Annotated in this window: 18 protein-coding genes; 10 read left to right on the top strand and 8 right to left on the bottom strand. The window is 70.1% G+C overall.

All coding sequences use genetic code 11. The features are described from left to right. Nucleotides 1–433: 433 nt before the first annotated feature. Nucleotides 434–1,576: a serine hydrolase domain-containing protein gene (locus tag FHS44_RS02480; RefSeq protein ID WP_184712214.1), complete on the bottom strand. Its 1,143-nt coding sequence runs from the start codon at nucleotides 1,574–1,576 to the stop codon at nucleotides 434–436. 167 nt (nucleotides 1,577–1,743) lie between these two features. On the opposite strand from FHS44_RS02480, the gene FHS44_RS02485 reads away from it, so the two are divergent. The 7 genes from FHS44_RS02485 to FHS44_RS02515 all read left to right on the top strand — a co-directional run bounded on the left by FHS44_RS02485 (nucleotide 1,744) and on the right by FHS44_RS02515 (nucleotide 6,900). After that, nucleotides 1,744–2,397 carry a GntR family transcriptional regulator gene (locus tag FHS44_RS02485; RefSeq protein WP_221460292.1) on the top strand — a complete coding sequence of 218 codons (654 nt, stop codon included), beginning with the start codon at nucleotides 1,744–1,746 and terminating at the stop codon, nucleotides 2,395–2,397. An 88-nt stretch (nucleotides 2,398–2,485) separates the two neighbouring features. Beyond that, entirely contained in the window at nucleotides 2,486–3,292 is an 807-nt protein-coding gene (locus FHS44_RS02490; protein ID WP_184712216.1) for a carbon-nitrogen family hydrolase, read from the top strand. Then, a complete protein-coding gene (locus tag FHS44_RS02495) occupies nucleotides 3,289–3,951 on the top strand; it encodes a DUF2848 family protein (RefSeq protein ID WP_221460293.1) in 663 nt (220 codons plus the stop codon). The genes FHS44_RS02490 and FHS44_RS02495 overlap by 4 nt, the downstream gene beginning before the upstream one ends. Further along, a complete protein-coding gene (locus FHS44_RS02500; RefSeq protein WP_184713397.1) occupies nucleotides 3,951–5,399 on the top strand; it encodes a 4-hydroxyphenylacetate 3-hydroxylase family protein in 1,449 nt (482 codons plus the stop codon). The genes FHS44_RS02495 and FHS44_RS02500 overlap by 1 nt, the downstream gene beginning before the upstream one ends. Before the next feature lie 22 nt (nucleotides 5,400–5,421). After that, on the top strand, nucleotides 5,422–5,766 hold the full coding sequence (locus FHS44_RS02505) for a cupin domain-containing protein (RefSeq protein ID WP_184712217.1): 345 nt from the start codon (nucleotides 5,422–5,424) through the stop codon (nucleotides 5,764–5,766). After that, nucleotides 5,763–6,290, top strand: coding sequence for a flavin reductase family protein (locus tag FHS44_RS02510; RefSeq protein ID WP_221460294.1), 528 nt, complete (start codon nucleotides 5,763–5,765; stop codon nucleotides 6,288–6,290). Before FHS44_RS02505 ends, FHS44_RS02510 begins: the two co-directional genes overlap by 4 nt. A 109-nt stretch (nucleotides 6,291–6,399) precedes the next feature. Further along, nucleotides 6,400–6,900: a MarR family winged helix-turn-helix transcriptional regulator gene (locus FHS44_RS02515; RefSeq protein ID WP_184712218.1), complete on the top strand. Its 501-nt coding sequence runs from the start codon at nucleotides 6,400–6,402 to the stop codon at nucleotides 6,898–6,900. 8 nt (nucleotides 6,901–6,908) lie between these two features. Here FHS44_RS02515 and FHS44_RS02520 read toward each other — a convergent pair whose 3' ends face one another. Continuing rightward, a complete protein-coding gene (locus tag FHS44_RS02520) occupies nucleotides 6,909–7,061 on the bottom strand; it encodes a hypothetical protein (RefSeq protein WP_184712219.1) in 153 nt (50 codons plus the stop codon). A gap of 178 nt (nucleotides 7,062–7,239) precedes the next feature. Here FHS44_RS02520 and FHS44_RS02525 point away from each other — a divergent pair, with 178 nt between their 5' ends. After that, on the top strand, nucleotides 7,240–8,094 hold the full coding sequence (locus tag FHS44_RS02525) for a sigma-70 family RNA polymerase sigma factor (protein ID WP_184712220.1): 855 nt from the start codon (nucleotides 7,240–7,242) through the stop codon (nucleotides 8,092–8,094). A gap of 50 nt (nucleotides 8,095–8,144) precedes the next feature. Here the strand turns inward: FHS44_RS02525 and FHS44_RS02530 are convergent, their stop codons facing one another. The 3 genes from FHS44_RS02530 to FHS44_RS02540 all read right to left on the bottom strand — a co-directional run bounded on the left by FHS44_RS02530 (nucleotide 8,145) and on the right by FHS44_RS02540 (nucleotide 10,968). Next, a complete protein-coding gene (locus FHS44_RS02530) occupies nucleotides 8,145–9,710 on the bottom strand; it encodes a M28 family metallopeptidase (protein WP_184712221.1) in 1,566 nt (521 codons plus the stop codon). Nucleotides 9,711–9,874: 164 nt separating this feature from the next. Next, nucleotides 9,875–10,264: a hypothetical protein gene (locus FHS44_RS02535; RefSeq protein ID WP_184712222.1), complete on the bottom strand. Its 390-nt coding sequence runs from the start codon at nucleotides 10,262–10,264 to the stop codon at nucleotides 9,875–9,877. Continuing rightward, on the bottom strand, nucleotides 10,249–10,968 hold the full coding sequence (locus FHS44_RS02540; RefSeq protein ID WP_184712223.1) for a hypothetical protein: 720 nt from the start codon (nucleotides 10,966–10,968) through the stop codon (nucleotides 10,249–10,251). The genes FHS44_RS02535 and FHS44_RS02540 overlap by 16 nt, the downstream gene beginning before the upstream one ends. A gap of 330 nt (nucleotides 10,969–11,298) precedes the next feature. On the opposite strand from FHS44_RS02540, the gene FHS44_RS02545 reads away from it, so the two are divergent. Continuing rightward, on the top strand, nucleotides 11,299–11,997 hold the full coding sequence (locus FHS44_RS02545) for a pentapeptide repeat-containing protein (RefSeq protein WP_184712224.1): 699 nt from the start codon (nucleotides 11,299–11,301) through the stop codon (nucleotides 11,995–11,997). Nucleotides 11,998–12,028: 31 nt separating this feature from the next. Here FHS44_RS02545 and tatA read toward each other — a convergent pair whose 3' ends face one another. Further along, on the bottom strand, nucleotides 12,029–12,268 hold the full coding sequence (gene tatA / locus FHS44_RS02550) for a Sec-independent protein translocase subunit TatA (RefSeq protein ID WP_184712225.1): 240 nt from the start codon (nucleotides 12,266–12,268) through the stop codon (nucleotides 12,029–12,031). A gap of 83 nt (nucleotides 12,269–12,351) precedes the next feature. Beyond that, a complete protein-coding gene (locus tag FHS44_RS02555; RefSeq protein ID WP_184712226.1) occupies nucleotides 12,352–13,761 on the bottom strand; it encodes an FG-GAP and VCBS repeat-containing protein in 1,410 nt (469 codons plus the stop codon). A 170-nt stretch (nucleotides 13,762–13,931) separates the two neighbouring features. Here FHS44_RS02555 and ypfJ point away from each other — a divergent pair, with 170 nt between their 5' ends. Beyond that, nucleotides 13,932–14,825, top strand: a complete 894-nt coding sequence (gene ypfJ / locus FHS44_RS02560; RefSeq protein ID WP_184712227.1) for a KPN_02809 family neutral zinc metallopeptidase — start codon at nucleotides 13,932–13,934, stop codon at nucleotides 14,823–14,825. A gap of 80 nt (nucleotides 14,826–14,905) precedes the next feature. Here ypfJ and FHS44_RS02565 read toward each other — a convergent pair whose 3' ends face one another. Then, entirely contained in the window at nucleotides 14,906–15,301 is a 396-nt protein-coding gene (locus FHS44_RS02565) for a DNA glycosylase AlkZ-like family protein (RefSeq protein ID WP_184712228.1), read from the bottom strand. Between the last annotated feature and the right edge of the window lie 37 nt (nucleotides 15,302–15,338).

Raw genomic sequence — 15,338 nt, forward strand, 5'->3', positions numbered from 1 at the left:
CGCTGACGGGGACACAAGAGGTGTTTCAAGGTTTCTCAGGACGTTTCCGCAGGTAGATCGCCTACGGACGTGCTTTCTCCCCCCGGCGCCAGGCAGGCTCCAGCCGTACGGGGCCCGGTGTCTGAGACGCCTTCAGGCCACGCAACGACATGCCTGGCTACGCGCTGGCGAAGGCGTTACGCGAGAAATCCGGCCTCGACGGCGTTGGCGCTCAGTCCACCCTCGGGCTCGGCCATCCCGGCGCCGTGCGTGAGGAGTTGGGGGTACCGGCGCCAAGCGTGAAGAGTGTCCGGCTTGGGCGCGCCGACGCTTGGACTGAGGAGCGAAGGAGCGAAGCGGATGAGCGACGAGGGAAAGCGTTGGCCTGAGGCGCCCAAGCCCTGCGGCGCCGAAGGCGCCGCAAAAGCAGCACAGCCCAAGCCCTGCGGCGCCGTCAGGCGCCGCAAATAAGCAGGGCGCCGTGAATGAGCAGAGCTCTGGAGTCGGCCCCACCCGGCAGCGGCATCTCCGACGTCGTGTACCCGAAGCTCAGCCCCGTCGCCGGGTCCGCGAAGCCGATGCCGCCGCCCACGCCGTCATGTCCGAAGGCCCGGTGGCTCCCGTACGTGAGGCGTTGGTCCGGCTTCTGGAACAGCGTCGCGAACCGGGTCGGCATCCCCAGCACCAGGTCGTCGCCGACGACCTGCAGGCGGGTGACGGCCTCGACGGTCTCCGGGCTCAGCAGACGTGCCCCCGAGACGTCGCTGATGCAGGAGGCGTAGAGCTTGGCGAGGCCGCGGGCGTTGCCGACGCCGCCCATGGCGGGCGGGCCGGCCCGGTGCAGCGCCGTACTGTTGGCCAGGTCGACCAGCGGCGGGAACTCGGCGACCTCGGCGTTCATGGCGATTCCGCCGATGGTTCCCCGGGCGAAGGTGGCCTGCATCGCGGCCACGAGCTCCGGGTCCTCGGGCAGTTCTGGCGGCAGCAGCGGGACCACGCGGCCGTCCTCGGACTCGGGCAGGCCGATGAAGAAGTCCACGTCGCGGGGGAGACGGATCTCCTCGGTGTAGAACGCGGACAGGGTGCGGCCGTCGGTCCTGCGGACCAGTTCGTCGGTGAGGACACCGATCGTCATGGCGTGGTAGCCGTGTCCGGCGCCCGGCTGCCAGTAGGGCCGCTGGTCGGCCAGGCGTTCGGCGAGCCGTTCGTGCCCGAGCAGCTCGGCGACGGTGAAACCGCCGTCGACGCCGACGAGTCCCGCCTGGTGGGACAGCAGTTGCCGTACGGTCACCGCCGCCTTGCCGTGGCGGGCGAACTCCGGCCAGTACTCGCTCACGGGGGCGTCGAGGTCGAGCAGGCCGCGTTCGACCAGCAGGCCGACGCAGATGCCGGAGACGCCCTTGGTGCACGAGAACGTGGTGACGATCGAGTCCTGACGCATTCTCGCGCCGCCCCACAGGTCGACGACCAGCTCGTCGCCGACGTAGGCCGCGACGGAGGCGGAGTATCCGGGGTCCTCGGCGAGGAGGGCCTCGAAGCGTTCCCTGACCGGCTCGTAGCCGGGCTGGACCACGCCGTTCGAGAGCTGTTCTGCCACGGTCCACCTTCCTGAAATAGAAACCTAGTAACCACTCGGTCGGTAACCTATAAGCGTGTCAACCCCTCGGCAAGGCTCGGATGTCAACGGTTCGGTCTCGGTTCACCCCTCTTGTCGAGGGTTGTCCACACGATGTATACATGGCGTCCATGAGCAGTCTAGAAGCTGTGAGCAGGAAAGATTCGGCTCAGGACATCGCATACCGGTGGCTGAAGCAGCACATCGGCGGGCTGCCGAGACGCGGGGGGACCTTCCTCACCGAGGCGGAGGTGGCCGTGGCGACGGGGACCTCCCGCACCCCGGTAAGGGAGGCTCTCCTCCGCTTAGAAGCGGAAGGATTCCTCCAGATAGTCCCGAGGAAGGGAGTCTTCGTCCCGCCGATCTCGGATGCCGAGGTCGAGGCGGTGATGCAGGCGCGGGCCCTCGTCGAGGACTGGGCGGTGCGCCGGGCCGCTCCTTCGAGCGAGGAGTTCCTGGTGGAGCTGGAGAGCCTGGTGGCCGAGCAGGAGGCGGCCGTCGAGGATCCGGTCGCGTTCATCGACGCCGACCGGGCCTTCCACCGCGCGATCGTACGGCAGGCGGGAAACCCGGTCCTGGCGGAGTTCTACGAGTCGCTGCGCGACCGACAGGTCCGGATGGGGCTGCGCGCGGTCGCCAAGGTGAAGAACCGGGCCGAGACGGTGCTGACCGAGCACCGCGCGATCATCGCCTGCCTGCGCCGTGCCGTACCCGAAGAAGCCGGTCAGGCGCTCGCCACGCACCTGTCCAGCACGCTCGCGGTGCTCAGGCTGCCTGACACGGGCGGCTGGGCCCGGCGATGAGAACTCCAGCCGCAAAAGCCGCAAATGCCACAGCCGCAAAGGCCGCAGAAGCCACAAATGCCGCGAGACCCGCGAGGAAGGGACGCCCATGAGAGTAGCCCTGCTGCAGGTCGCCAGTCCTCCCGACGAGACACCGGAGGATCGCAGGGCCAGGGTCGGCCGGATGGTCGCCGGGGCACGTGGCGCCGACCTGGTCGTGCTGCCCGAGCTGTGGGCCGCGGGCTACTTCGCCTTCGACGCCTACGCCGAACGGGCCGAAACGCTGGACGGGCCGACGGTCGCGGCGGGCCGCGAGTGGGCCGCCGAACTGGGCGCCCACGTGCACCTTGGCAGCGTCGTCGAACGCGACGACCGGGGAAGGCTGTTCAACACCGCCGTGCTGCTCGCCCCTGACGGGACGATCGCCCACACCTACCGCAAGATCCACGTCTTCGGCTATGCCTCGCGGGAGGCGGAGCTGCTGACCCCCGGCGACCGGCTCGACGTCGCGCCGACTCCCTGGGGCGGTCTCGGCGCCACGACCTGCTACGACCTGCGCTTTCCCGAGCTGTGGCGGGGCCTGGTCGACCGGGGCGCGGGCATCGTGGTCGTCCCTGCGGCCTGGCCCGCCGCCCGCCGTGAGCACTGGCGCCTGTTCACCTCCTGCCGGGCGGTCGAGGAGCAGGTCGTCGTGATCGCCTGCAACGCCGTCGGCACCCAGGACGGCAGCGTCGAACTGGGCGGCACGAGCCGGATCGTCGATCCGTGGGGCGTCGTGCTCGCCGAGGCGGGCCAGCAGGAGGGGGTCACCTTCTGCGAGGTCGATCCCGGCGTCGTCGAACGGACCCGCGCCGAGTTCCCCGTCCTCGCCGACCGCCGCTGGCCCTCTACACCGGAAGGACAGGAAACAACGTGATCCTCAACGTCGCCGCGAGCAACGAACAGCTCGTGGTCGCACCCGAACGGCTGGTCGTGGCCGGATACACCGGCAGGGACGAGGCCGCCGTGGCCGCGCACATCGCCGAGCTCGAAGCCATCGGGGTGCCGCCACCCCCCAACGTCCCGGCGTTCTACGAGCTGGACCCGGCGCTGCTGACCACGGACGCTGTGATCGAGGTCGGCGGCCCCGCGACCTCTGGGGAGGTCGAACCGGTGCTGGTTCGCCACCGGGGCCGATACTTCCTCGGCGTCGGCTCCGACCACACCGACCGCGACCTCGAACGCACCGACATCACGGCCTCGAAGGCGGCCTGCCCCAAGCCGGTCGGCGCGACCGTCGTCGAGATCGGCGCGGGCATGGCGACCCTGGACTGGGACCGGCTGACGGCCGTCTCCTCCGTCGACGGCCGGACCTACCAGCGGGGTTCCGTCGCGACGCTGCGGCACCCGGCCGACCTGCTGGAACGGATGACCGCCGCGCTCGGCGAGATCACCGGTGACCTGGTGCTCTTCTGCGGCACCATGCCGCTGCTCGGCGGCGAGTTCGTCCACGGCGACCACTGGCGGATCCACCTGGAACTACCGGCCGGGACGGTCCTGACCCACACCTACGAAACGAAGAGGAGAAGCCTGTGATGCGCAGTGGAGCCGACTACCTGGCCTCGCTGAAGGACGCGCGCCGCGTCTACGTGGACGGCGCCGCGGTCGAGGACGTCGCCAGCCACCCGGCGTTCGCCCCCATCGCCCGCACCGTCGCGGAGCTGTTCGACCTGGCCGCGGACCCGGCGTCCGGCATGACCGTCACCGACCCGGAGACCGGCGCGACCGTCAACCGGGTGTTCACCGTCCCACGCAGCAGGGAGGACCTGACGGCCTTCCGGCAGGCGGCGACCCGCTGGGCGCGGCACACCCACGGCTGGGTGGGCCGCAGCCCCGACCACGTCGGCGCGTTCCTCGCCGCCTTCGCCGCCCACCCCGAAGCCTTCTCGACGAGTCCGGAACGCGACCTCGCCGCGAACGTCACGGCGTTCCAGCGCCGGGTCGCCGAGGAGGACCTGTACGTCTCCTACGCCATCATCCCGCCGCAGGTCTCGCGGGCGGCCACCGCGCACGCCTGGGACGGCGAGCTGATCCAGGCCGGGGTCGCCGAGGAGCGGCCCGACGGGATCGTGGTCAGGGGCGCGCAGATGCTCGCCACCGGGGGCGCGGTCGCCGACGAGATCCTCGTGTCCTGCATCAAGCCGCTCGGCCCGGAGGACACGGACTTCGCGATCAGCTTCGCCGTACCCGTCGGAGCCGAGGGGTTGAAGCTCTACTGCCGCAGGCCGTACGCGCCCGCCGCGACGAGCGAGTACGACTACCCGCTGACCAGCAGGTTCGACGAGACCGACGCGCTGCTGGTGTTCGACGACGTGTTCGTCCCCTGGGAGCGGGTGTTCGTCTACCGCGACGTGGCCGGGCTGCGCAGGCAGTTCTTCGACACCGGCGCGCACGTGCTGGGCAACTGGCAGGCGCAGATCAGGTTCTCGGTGAAGCTGCGCTTCCTGGCCGGTCTGGCCCGCAAGGTCGCGGCGGTCAACGGGGTGGACAGGTTCCCCGGCGTCGTCGAGAAGCTCGGCGAGCTGGCGAGCCTGGTCTCGCTGGTCGAGTCGGCTGTCCTGGCCGCCGAGTACACCGCGGCCCCCGACGAGCAGGGGCTGTGGCGTCCCGGCGCCCGCGCGCTGTACGGCGCCATGGGCCTGCAGACCGAGCTGTATCCCCGGGTGCTCGCGATCCTGCGCGACCTGGTCGGCGGCGGCGTGCTCCAGGTGCCGTCGAGCGCGGCCGACATGACCAGCGAGGAGACGAGGCCCGACATCGACCGCTACGTCCACAGCCCCGGCGTCTCCGCCGAGGAGCGGGTCAAGCTGTTCAAGCTCGTCTGGGACGCGGTGGGCAGCGAGTTCGCCGGACGCCACCACCAGTACGAGATGTTCTACGCGGGCGCCCCCTTCGTGGTGAAGGGCTACGCCTTCCGTAACTACGGCTTCGAGGAACCGCTCGCCGAGGTGGAGACGTTCCTCGCCGGTTACTCCCTCACCTGAGACGAGACCTGAGAGGTACGGCATGAGCAAACCGGAACGCGAGTTCTTCCCCGTCACCGACGTCGGTTTCACCGTCTGCGCCGGGGACGACCCCGCCATCACCGAGCGCGTCCTCGCCCGCGATCCCGTAACCGGGGTCGCCACCCGCGTCCTGCGCTACGCCCCCGGCGCCGACTCGACCCCGATGGGCGTGCAGCGGCACGACTTCTGGGAGGAGGTGTACATCCTCGAAGGGTCCTTCACCGACCTGACACTCGGCGAGACCTTCACCGCGGGCATGTACGCCTGCCGCCCACCCGGCATGCCGCACGGCCCGTGGCGCACGAACGAGGGCGTGCTCACCTTCGAAGTCCGCTACCCGGCATGACCACGGCCATGACACCCACCCCCGTGGTCGATCCCCTGACGATGCGGCGCACCATGGGCCGCTTCGCCACCGGCGTCGCCGTCGTCACCACCGTCGCCGACGGCGTCCCGCACGGCATGACCGTCAACTCCCTGACCTCGGTCTCGCTGGAGCCACCGCTGCTGCTGGTCTGCCTGACCACCGGCGCCCGCAGCACCGACGCGGTCACCAGGGCGGGCCGCTTCGCGATCAGCATCCTGTCCGTACGGCAGGAGCAGCTCGCGCTGCGCTTCGCCCGCAGGGGGGAGGACCACTTCGCGGGCCTCGACGTCACCTACGGCAGGCACGCGGTCCCGGTCATCCCGGACGCCTTCGCCCACCTGGAATGCGAGGTCGAACGGCACTTCGTCGCCGGGGACCACGTGGTGGTCATCGGGCACGTGCTCACCGTCTGCGAGCGGGACGGCGAACCGCTCGGCTTCATGGGCGGCAGGTTCAGCGACATCGTGGACCGGGGGCACGACCCCGTCTCCTGGTTCTTCTGACCCCCGTCCCGACGCGGTCCGCGGGTGCCCGACGACGCGCACCCCGCGGTCGCGTGGGTACGGCGGGCCGCCGATACCCTTGCGGCGGGAAGATCAGCCGGGAGGTGCGATGGGTGACGCGGTTGACGCGTTGCTGGCCCAGTGGGCACGGGAACGGCCCGGCCTCGACGTGTGGCCGATGGGGATCGTCGGCCGGATCTCGCGCCTGTCCCGCCTGTTCGACCGCGAGCTGAAGGAGTTCTTCGCCGGACACGGCCTTGAGCACTGGGAGTTCGACGTGCTGGCGACCCTGCGCAGGGCGGGCCCGCCGTACGAGCTGACGGCGGTCGCGCTGCTGCGGGCGGCGATGGTCACCTCGGGGGCGATCACCAACCGGATCGACAGGCTTGAGGCCAGGGGTCTGGTCGAGCGGGTCAGGGACGCCAAGGACCGCCGCCTGGTTCCGGTACGGCTCACGCCGAGGGGCTGGGAGATCGTCGAGGAACTGGTCGCGCTGCACGTGGCCAACGAGGCCAGGCTGCTGGCCGTACTGGACGTGGAGGATCGTGACCGGCTCGCCGGGACGCTGCGCGCGCTGCTCGAATCCCTGGGGGACACCTCCCTGGAGTGAGCGGCTCTTCAGTAGGTCGCGGTGCCGAAGTCCTGGAAGATGAGCCACTCGGTCGAGCCGCCGTAGCCGTAACCGGTGATGGTGCCGATCGCGCGGGTCGCGCTCGATCCGTTCTCCAGGTTGAAGACGGGGCCGCCTCTGGGGCCGGTAGTTGAAAGCACAGGAACCCCGTTTGTTGACAGTCCGAAATGGACGCCCAAGATCTACGAGCGTTCCGCTGCTCGGAAAACAAGATCATGTGGCCGGGGGATGAACGCGAACAGAACAGCCACCGGCGTCACATCGGCGCCGTCCCACGGGTCATCGGTATGACGGAGGGCGAGGGAGGGGTTGGGATCCATGGACGAACACGAGTTCCTGGCGGGCCGGTTCGAGGAGCACCGCGCCCATCTGCGCTCGGTGGCCTATCGGATGCTCGGCTCCTCGAACGAGGCGGAGGACGCGGTCCAGGAGGCGTGGCTGCGGCTCAGCCGGTCCGGCGCCGACGACGTGGAGAACCTCGGCGGCTGGCTGACCACGGTCGTCGCGCGGGTGTGCCTGAACATGCTGCGCTCGCGTGCCACCCGACGCGAGGAGCCCCTGCGGCAGGACGAGGACCAACCGGACGGACAGGACCCGGAAAGCGAGGCGATCGTCGCCGACTCGGTCGGCCTGGCCCTGCTGGTCGTACTGGAGACGCTCACCCCGGCCGAACGGCTGGCGTTCGTGCTGCACGACATGTTCGCCGTGCCGTTCGAGGAGATCGCGCCGATCGTCGAGCGCTCCCCGGCCGCGACGCGGCAGCTCGCGAGCCGCGCCAGGCGCCGGGTGCGGGGAGCGGCCCCGGCCTCGGAGGCGGACCTGGCCAGGCGGCGGGAGATCGTCGCCGCCTTCCTCACCGCCTCGCGGGAGGGCGACTTCGCGGCGCTGCTCGCCGTACTCGACCCGGACGTCGTGCTCAGAAGCGACAGGGCGGAGGCGCTCGCGGGCTCGCCGGGGCCGCTCAGGGGCGCCTCCGTGGTCGCGGAGACCTTCCTGGGCCGGGCCAGGGGAGCGCGGCCCGCGCTCGTGGACGGGGTGGTCGGGGCCGCGTGGGCGCCGGACGGGGAACCGCGCGTGGCCCTCGGCTTCACGGTCAGTGGTGGCCGGATCACGTCGATCGACGTGGTCACCGACCCCGAGCACTTGCGCGAACTGGACGTGACGTTCCTCTGACGCACGCGACCCCCGGAAGGAGATCCTCCCGGGGGTCGCGTGGTCGTTCGTCAGCGGCTGACGCGACCGTCGTGGTCCACGTCGGCCAGAGCCTTCTTCTGGGGTACGGCCGCCGCGGGGGCCCCGGAGCCGGGGAGCTTCCCGCTGAAGGCGTACACCACGGCCGCGGTGGCGATCGCGCCGGTGTTCAGCGCGAGGGCCTTGTCGTTGATGTTGGCGATGGTGTCACACGCCTGGTGGTAGCACCCGTCATACGGCTTGCCCGCCGTACCGCCGAACAGCCTGGCCTCCTCGGCCGTCTTGATACCCTCGGCGCCGGTGAACAGGCCACCGGAGGGGATGCCGACCGCGATGAACGGTCCGTAGTCGGAGCGGCCGTCGAAGTCGGTGCCGTTGTGGGGCTGGCGCAGGGTGTCGAAGTACTTCTCGAAGAGCTTCTCGATCTCGGCGGATCCGGCCGGACCCGCGGGCGCGCCCGTCTGGTCGGAGTCGTCACCGTCGTAGATCTTCAGCGCGTAGTTGGGGGAGGCGACCATGTCGAAGTTGAGGTACAGCTTGATCTTCGAGCGCTGGGCGTCCGTCAGGGTGTCCACGTAGTGCTGGGAGCCGAGCAGCCCCAGCTCCTCGGCGCTCCACCAGGCGAAACGCAGCCTGTTGACCGTCGGGATCCTGCCGAGCGCCTCGGCGACCGTGAGGTCGGCCGCGCTGCCCGAACCGTTGTCGTTGATGCCGGGACCGGCGTCCACCGAGTCGAGGTGCGCGCCGAGCATGACGACCTTGTTCGGGTCGCCCCAGCGCGAGTCGGCGATCACGTTGTGGGTCAGCCGGGTCTCGCTGGTCGTGTCGGTCTTGACCCGCACGACCGTGTTCGGGGTGGAGGCCAGGTCGGAACCGATGGCGAAGCTCGTCCCCACGACCGGGATGTTCACTCCCGGACCGCCGAGCCTGCCAAGGACGGTGTCGGTACGGCCCGGCTGCCCCTCGTTGAAGACGATGACCGCGGCTGCGCCCGCGTTCAGGGCGTTGCGCGCCTTGTCCTCGAAGGAACAGGTGCCACGCTGGACCAGCGCGATGTTGCCCCTGGTGAAACCGGCGAAGTCCGCGGCCTCACAGCCGGAGGTCGAACCGGGCGCCGGGGGCGGCGGCAGCGACACGTCCACGGCCTGCACGGTCCCGGTGACGTCGCCGGAGCCCGAGTAGGTCATGGTCGCGAACTCACCGAGCGTGGAACTGCCCGGCTCGGTCGGGACGTAGGTCCTGGGGTTGGGGGAGATGCGGGCCAGCGACGCTGTCGAGTTCTCGGTGAAGTAGCCGAACTCGAACGGCTGGATCGTGACGTTCCAGCCTGCCTTGCGTAACTTCCCCGCGACGTAGTCACGGGAGGCGTCATGCCCCTTCGTCCCCGCGGCGCGGGTCCCGTTGTTGGCGTTGGCGATGTTCTGCAGTGCCTTCAGGTGGTTCTTGACCAAGGGTGCCGTCACCGAGTTGATCAACTGGCTCTGTACGGCGCTCACCCCCGGATCGGCCTGGGCCGAGGGGATCAAGGCGAGGGGCAGGCCGAAAGCCGTGGTCACGGCGGCGAGCCGGATCGCGTTTCTGCGCAGTTTTGTGCGCATTGGACTCCTCCACTGCTCTGAATTACGGAGAAATCTCCTGACGTGTCACCGGTGGAAATCGCAACGTGACACTGAACGGAACCTAACCGTCTGACGGCTTTTGGGAAAGAGGCTTTTTTTCCGGAAGGCGCGCGGGGGATTTTTCCACGCGTCCTTAGGGTCCGTCAGTCGTCGTGGAAGTCGCCGGGGTTGCAGTAGTCGATCTGGCTCGTCGTGCTGAAGGGGCCGTTGACGATCTTCCTGACGAACCGCCCGGTCTCCAGGACCTCCTCGGCGGAGGCCTCGTAGGTGAACTCCTGCCCGGGCTGCAGCCGCCGGTCGCCGACGAGGATCGGCCTGTTGACCCGGTAGATCGGCGCCCACGGGCAGCAGTAGTAGTGGTAGTTCAGCACCGAGACGTCGCCGCGTTCGATCCCGTCGTTGATGTCCTCCTGGAAGAGCAGCGTCTGGGCCGGGTTGGGGTCGTGCCGCCACAGCTCGCTGATCGACTCCCGGGCGCGGGGGTCGTTCGTCCACCGGCTCAGCGTCTTGCGGTCGGTCAGGCCAGGCACCACGGGTCGAAGCCGGGCTGCCCCGGCCTCGGCAGCTTCCTGTGCCGCCGCGGCGGTTCCTGCGGGGAGCCGTACGTCCTGAGGAGGGTGGGCATCGCCACCAGTTGTCCCAGGTGGTGGTAGGTCCCGAGGACGCCGCGCAGCCGTTCCTCGATCAGCTCGTGCAGCCGCGCGTCGACGCCGGGGGAGTACATGTTGACCGCGTAGTCCGCGGCGGTCGCGGCCTGGGCGGCGAGCTGCCGCAGCCGGTCGCGGTCGGCGAGCCGAGTCTGGGGGACGCCCGCCTGTTCGAGCAGGCCGAGCGCCAGTTCGGCGTGCTCCCTGATCGCGGCGCTCGCGGCGATCATCGCTTCGAGGTGGGCACTCGGGCAGGGCTGGACCTCGACCCAGCCGGGCAGGTCGGCGGGGAGCGCGCGTGGGTCGGCGATCCTGAACCCGGGGTTGGCGGCGGCCTGACGGGCCAGCGACAGCCACCCCTCGACCTGGCCGAAGAAGGCCCACACCTGCTCGGCGGTGACCTGCGGCAGGTAGCCGACCGTCCTGGTGTCCGCGTGGTAGTCCGCCTCGATCATCTTGTCGCCGAGCGTCTGCAGCACGAACGCGTTCCAGGCGTAGAGCTGCTGGGCGGCGACGGCCTCGGGGGCGCTCCACGGGTCGATCCCCTCGGCCGCCATGCTCCTGCGCAGGACCTCGGCCTCGTCGAGCACCTGGTAGACGCCGATCCCCGCCTGTTCGCTTGATATATCGGGATTTTTGGTATTTTGTTGGGTCGTCGCACCTCGCGGTAATTACGGCGGCCCGGTATTCGTGATTTCGGCACCACCCGATGGATTTTCGGCCCGCCGTACCGCTGGAAAAGGCCGGGACTCACCCGCGCGTGCGTGCGGGTAGTGGCCGGCGCCGGGCAGGGGTTTCCGACCGGTACGGCGGGGCCGGAGCCCAGGCGCGTGATCAGCGCGGCGATCTCGTGGGAAAGAAGGCGAAGAGCAGCGCTCTCTGTTTGTTCAGGGGATCTCGTTGGGGTTGGATGTCGTGTCATGGACGTCACGGAGTTGCTCACGACCCAGCGGGACCTGGAGGGGCTGGACCTCTCGGACATGGCGTTGACCGACGTGCTGGCGGCCGAGCCGTACAGGCTCGTCAACTGTGACCTGAGACGGGCGGACCTGAGCGAGGCCGTCCTCGTGGGGTGTGTCTTCGACCGGTGCGCGCTCGACGGCGCCGACTTCCGGGGCGCCGACCTCGACGGCGCGCGGTTCGACGGCGGAGGCGGGGCGGACCTCAGGTTCCTCAATGCCGAGCTGACCGACGCGGTCTTCACCAACGTCGACCTGTCGAACGCCCGCTTCGGCAACGCCCTGCTGGCCGACGTGAGCTTCACCGGCTGCCGCATGATCGGTGCGAGCCTCACCGGGACCCGGGGGACCTCGTTCACCGTCTCGCGCTCCAACCTCACCCTGGCCGACGTGTCCGGCTGCTCCTTCAGGAAGCAGGAGATCGAGGGCGTACGGTTCGACGAGGCCAACCTGTCGGGCTGCGACTTCACCGACGCGGTCCTCACCGACTGCCGGATCATCAGGGCACGGCTGGTCGGCACCACGTTCACCAGGACCGACCTGCGGGGAACCGACCTCGGCCAGCCCGACGACCGCGACCTACGCACCCTCACCGGCGCGATCATCACCTCGGCCCAGGCGGCGGCCATCCTCACCGACAGGGGCCTGACGGTGCTCTAGCGCCTCAGGACTGCGGGGCCTGGGCGTTTCCTCAGCCCTGCGGGGCCTGAGCGCGCAGCCTCGCGGCCTGCTCCTCAAGCAGCCGCGCCTGCTCCTCAAGCGACCGGGCCTGCGGCTCGTCGTCGTCCTCCCGGAGCTTGCCGGTCTCGGCCTTGAACACCCGCAGGGACCGGCCGATGGACCGGGCCATGTCCGGCAGCTTCTTCGACCCGAAGAGGACCACCAGAACAAGAACGATGATGAGGATCTCCCCGGCCCCCAGATCAGCCATGACACACCCCTACCCGTCACCTGGAAACAACTGTTCACCCCCGATCGTACGCACACCCCCGGATGCCCCCGTCCCGAGCCCTCTCACGGCAGGAGCGCATAGCCGTACAGCGAGCCGGTAGGTCCTGAACCGAGCTGGCGCAGCCGCCGCGCCGAGAGGCCCGGATACGACCCCTCGTGTACGGCGCCGCCGAGGAGGACGACCGTGCCGTGGTCGGGGGAGCCCACCAGGAGGTCGTCGAGGGCGCCGTCCGCCCGCCTGAGCGGGGCCAGGGCGGCGCCGAAGCCGTCGCGTCCGTGTGGGATGAGGACGTTGTGGTTGCTGGTCAGGCCACCGGAGCGGGTGCCCGCGAGCACCTGGACCGCGCTCTCGCCCGGCGCCCCGACGGCCAGGTCGTCGTCCCCGTCCCCGTTGAAGTCCCCGGCCGCGAGCGCGGTGCCGAACCGGTCGGCGTAGCGCGCCTGGCCCACGACGCCCCGGGTGTTCTGGGTCCACATCTCACTGCCGAGCGCGCTCAGCCCCCGGCGCGAGCCGTACAGCACGTTGACCGCGCCCGCGCCGTAGTCAAGGGCCCGCACATTCGCGTCCAGGTCCTCGCCCGGCACGCCGATCGCCAGGTCGTCGCGGCCGTCGGCGTTGAAGTCACCGGTCGCCAGGGCGGCGCCGAAGTGGTCCCACTTCTCCGCCGAGCCCTTCACGTTCGGGCTGTCCTGGGTGTAGAGGCCCGCCTGCCGCGCGGCGAGGTCCAGGATCGTCACGGACCCGGCCCCCGAGCGCGGCCCGCCGTCCCCCGGCGCGCCGACCGCCACCTCGTCCCTGCCGTCGCCGTCGAAGTCCCCGGTGGCGACCACCGCCCCGAACTCGTCGGTGCTCAGCGCGTCCTGGGCGATCCACGGACTCGCCTTGCCGAGCGTGTACGGCCCGCGCCCCCTGACCCCGTAGACGCCGATCCCACCCCCAACCCCGAGACCGGGAGCCCCGATGACCAGTTCGTCGGCCTTGTCCCCGTCGAGCTGCCCGGCCGCGAGCGCGGCGCCGAACCGGTCACCCGCGGCCCGCCGCCCGAACCCCGTGACGTCCAGCACCTTCCCGGGCCGCAGCCCCCGGGACGAGCCGTGGAACAGGTGCACCACCCCGTTCCCGTCCGCCCCCGGCTTCCTGGCGCCGAGGAACTCCTCCGACGCCCCCACGGCCAGATCGGCACACCCGTCCCCGTCGAAGTCCCCGGCCGCGACCGCCGAGCCGAACGCGTCCCCGGTCTCGGGCGCGTCCCGGCCCTCCTGGGACAGCCTCTCGGTCCTGCCGGTGCCGTACCTGACGGTCACCTCACCGGCACGGAAAACCCCACCAACCGTGGCGTACGGCGCGGCGACCACGGTGTCCGGATGGCCGTCGGCGTCGAAGTCGGAGGCGACCCCCGAACATCCCGAGGCACTGGCACCGGCCGGAGACAGGAAGGAGGCGACAAGAGCGGAAACGAGAAGGACGCTCATAGGTCGAACGGTCCCCGCCCAGGACCACGAACGCATGAAATCCGCATGACCGGCTCACGTAGGGAACATGCCGACCTGGGAAAACGGGACATGCCGGGCGGGCTTCCTTGCCGTGGGGATCGGGGAGACAATGAGGCCGCGTAGACCCCCGGCCAGAGAGAGCGGCTCCGATGGACTTTCGCGACGACGTGGACCTCGACGCCTCCCAGGTTGAGGACGTTGGCGGTGGCGGCGGTGGATTCCTTGGGGGCGGGGGCCTCATGGTCGGCGGCGGTGTCGTCGGGGTGATCGTGCTGGTGGTCGCGGCGCTGTTCTTCGGGGTCAACCCGGCCGCCCTGCTCGGTGGTGGCGACGGGGGCGCTCAGCGTCCCGCCGCCCCCGGTTCCGACCTGGGCGCCCAGTGCCGCAAGGGCAGCGACGCCGACCAGTCGGAGAAGTGCCGCGTGGTCGGCGTGGTCAACAGTGTGCAGGCCTACTGGCGTGAGGCGTTCACCGAACGCGGCAAGGGCGCCTACCGCAACGCCAGGACCATCCTGTTCACCGGGGGAGTGAACACCGGCTGCGGCCAGGCCAGCTCGGCGGTCGGCCCGTTCTACTGCCCCGCCGACAGCCGCGTCTATCTCGACCTGGGCTTCTTCACCGACCTTGAGAGCCGCTTCGGCGCCAGGGGAGGTCCGTTCGCCCAGGCTTATGTGATCGCCCACGAGTACGGCCACCACGTGCAGAACCTGATCGGCACCTCACGCCGGGTCGGCAACGACCGGCAGGGGGCAGAGAGCGCCTCGGTCAGACTGGAGCTGCAGGCGGACTGCTACGCGGGGGTGTGGGCCAAACACGCCGTGGAGACCGGCTTCTACGCAGCTCCGTTCACTTCCGCCGACATCCAGGAGGCCCTGGACGCGGCGGCCGCCGTCGGCGACGACAGGATCCAGCAACGCACCCAGGGCAGAGTGGACCCCGAAGGCTGGACCCACGGCAGCGCCGCCCAACGCGTCAAGTGGTTCACCACCGGCTACCAAACCGGTTCCCCCTCCCGCTGCGACACCTTCTCCGGCGCCATCTGAGTTCCCCCGAGCCACTGCCCTGCTGTCCAGGTGCGGAGATACCGCTGGCTGGGTTTGTCACAAGTTGCTTGCGAGACATGTCATGACAAGGGGTGATCGTCAGTCCGCGCCGTGGCGGCCAGCTCGGTGAGGTCCAGTCCGGCGGTGAGCCTGCCGAACGCCCCTTTCTGCCAGCGATCCAGCATCGGCTGCAACAGCGGCCGAAGCCACAGGTAATCCTCGGCGGTGACCAGGTGCTGGGTTCCCCGGAGCAGCGTCGCGCGCACCACCTCGCGCCGGTACAGCAGCCGGGTCAGATCATCGAGACGGAAGGTCGTGATCCGGTTCCACAGCCCGATGTACGGCGGGTCGGGATCCTGGGCCTGTAGCCCGACGAGGCGTTCGATCATGTCGAGCGCGGGCACGTCAGCCCGGCGCAGGAGCGACTGCCGTTCCAACGTCGCCCGGTTGAGGCTTCGGCGGGTCAGGATCGTCATAACGTCCCCCAAGGGAGTCGGTAGTAACCGGTCGTCT

This window comes from Streptosporangium saharense, assembly GCF_014203715.1.
GTDB classification, from domain to species: Bacteria; Actinomycetota; Actinomycetes; order Streptosporangiales; family Streptosporangiaceae; genus Streptosporangium; species Streptosporangium saharense.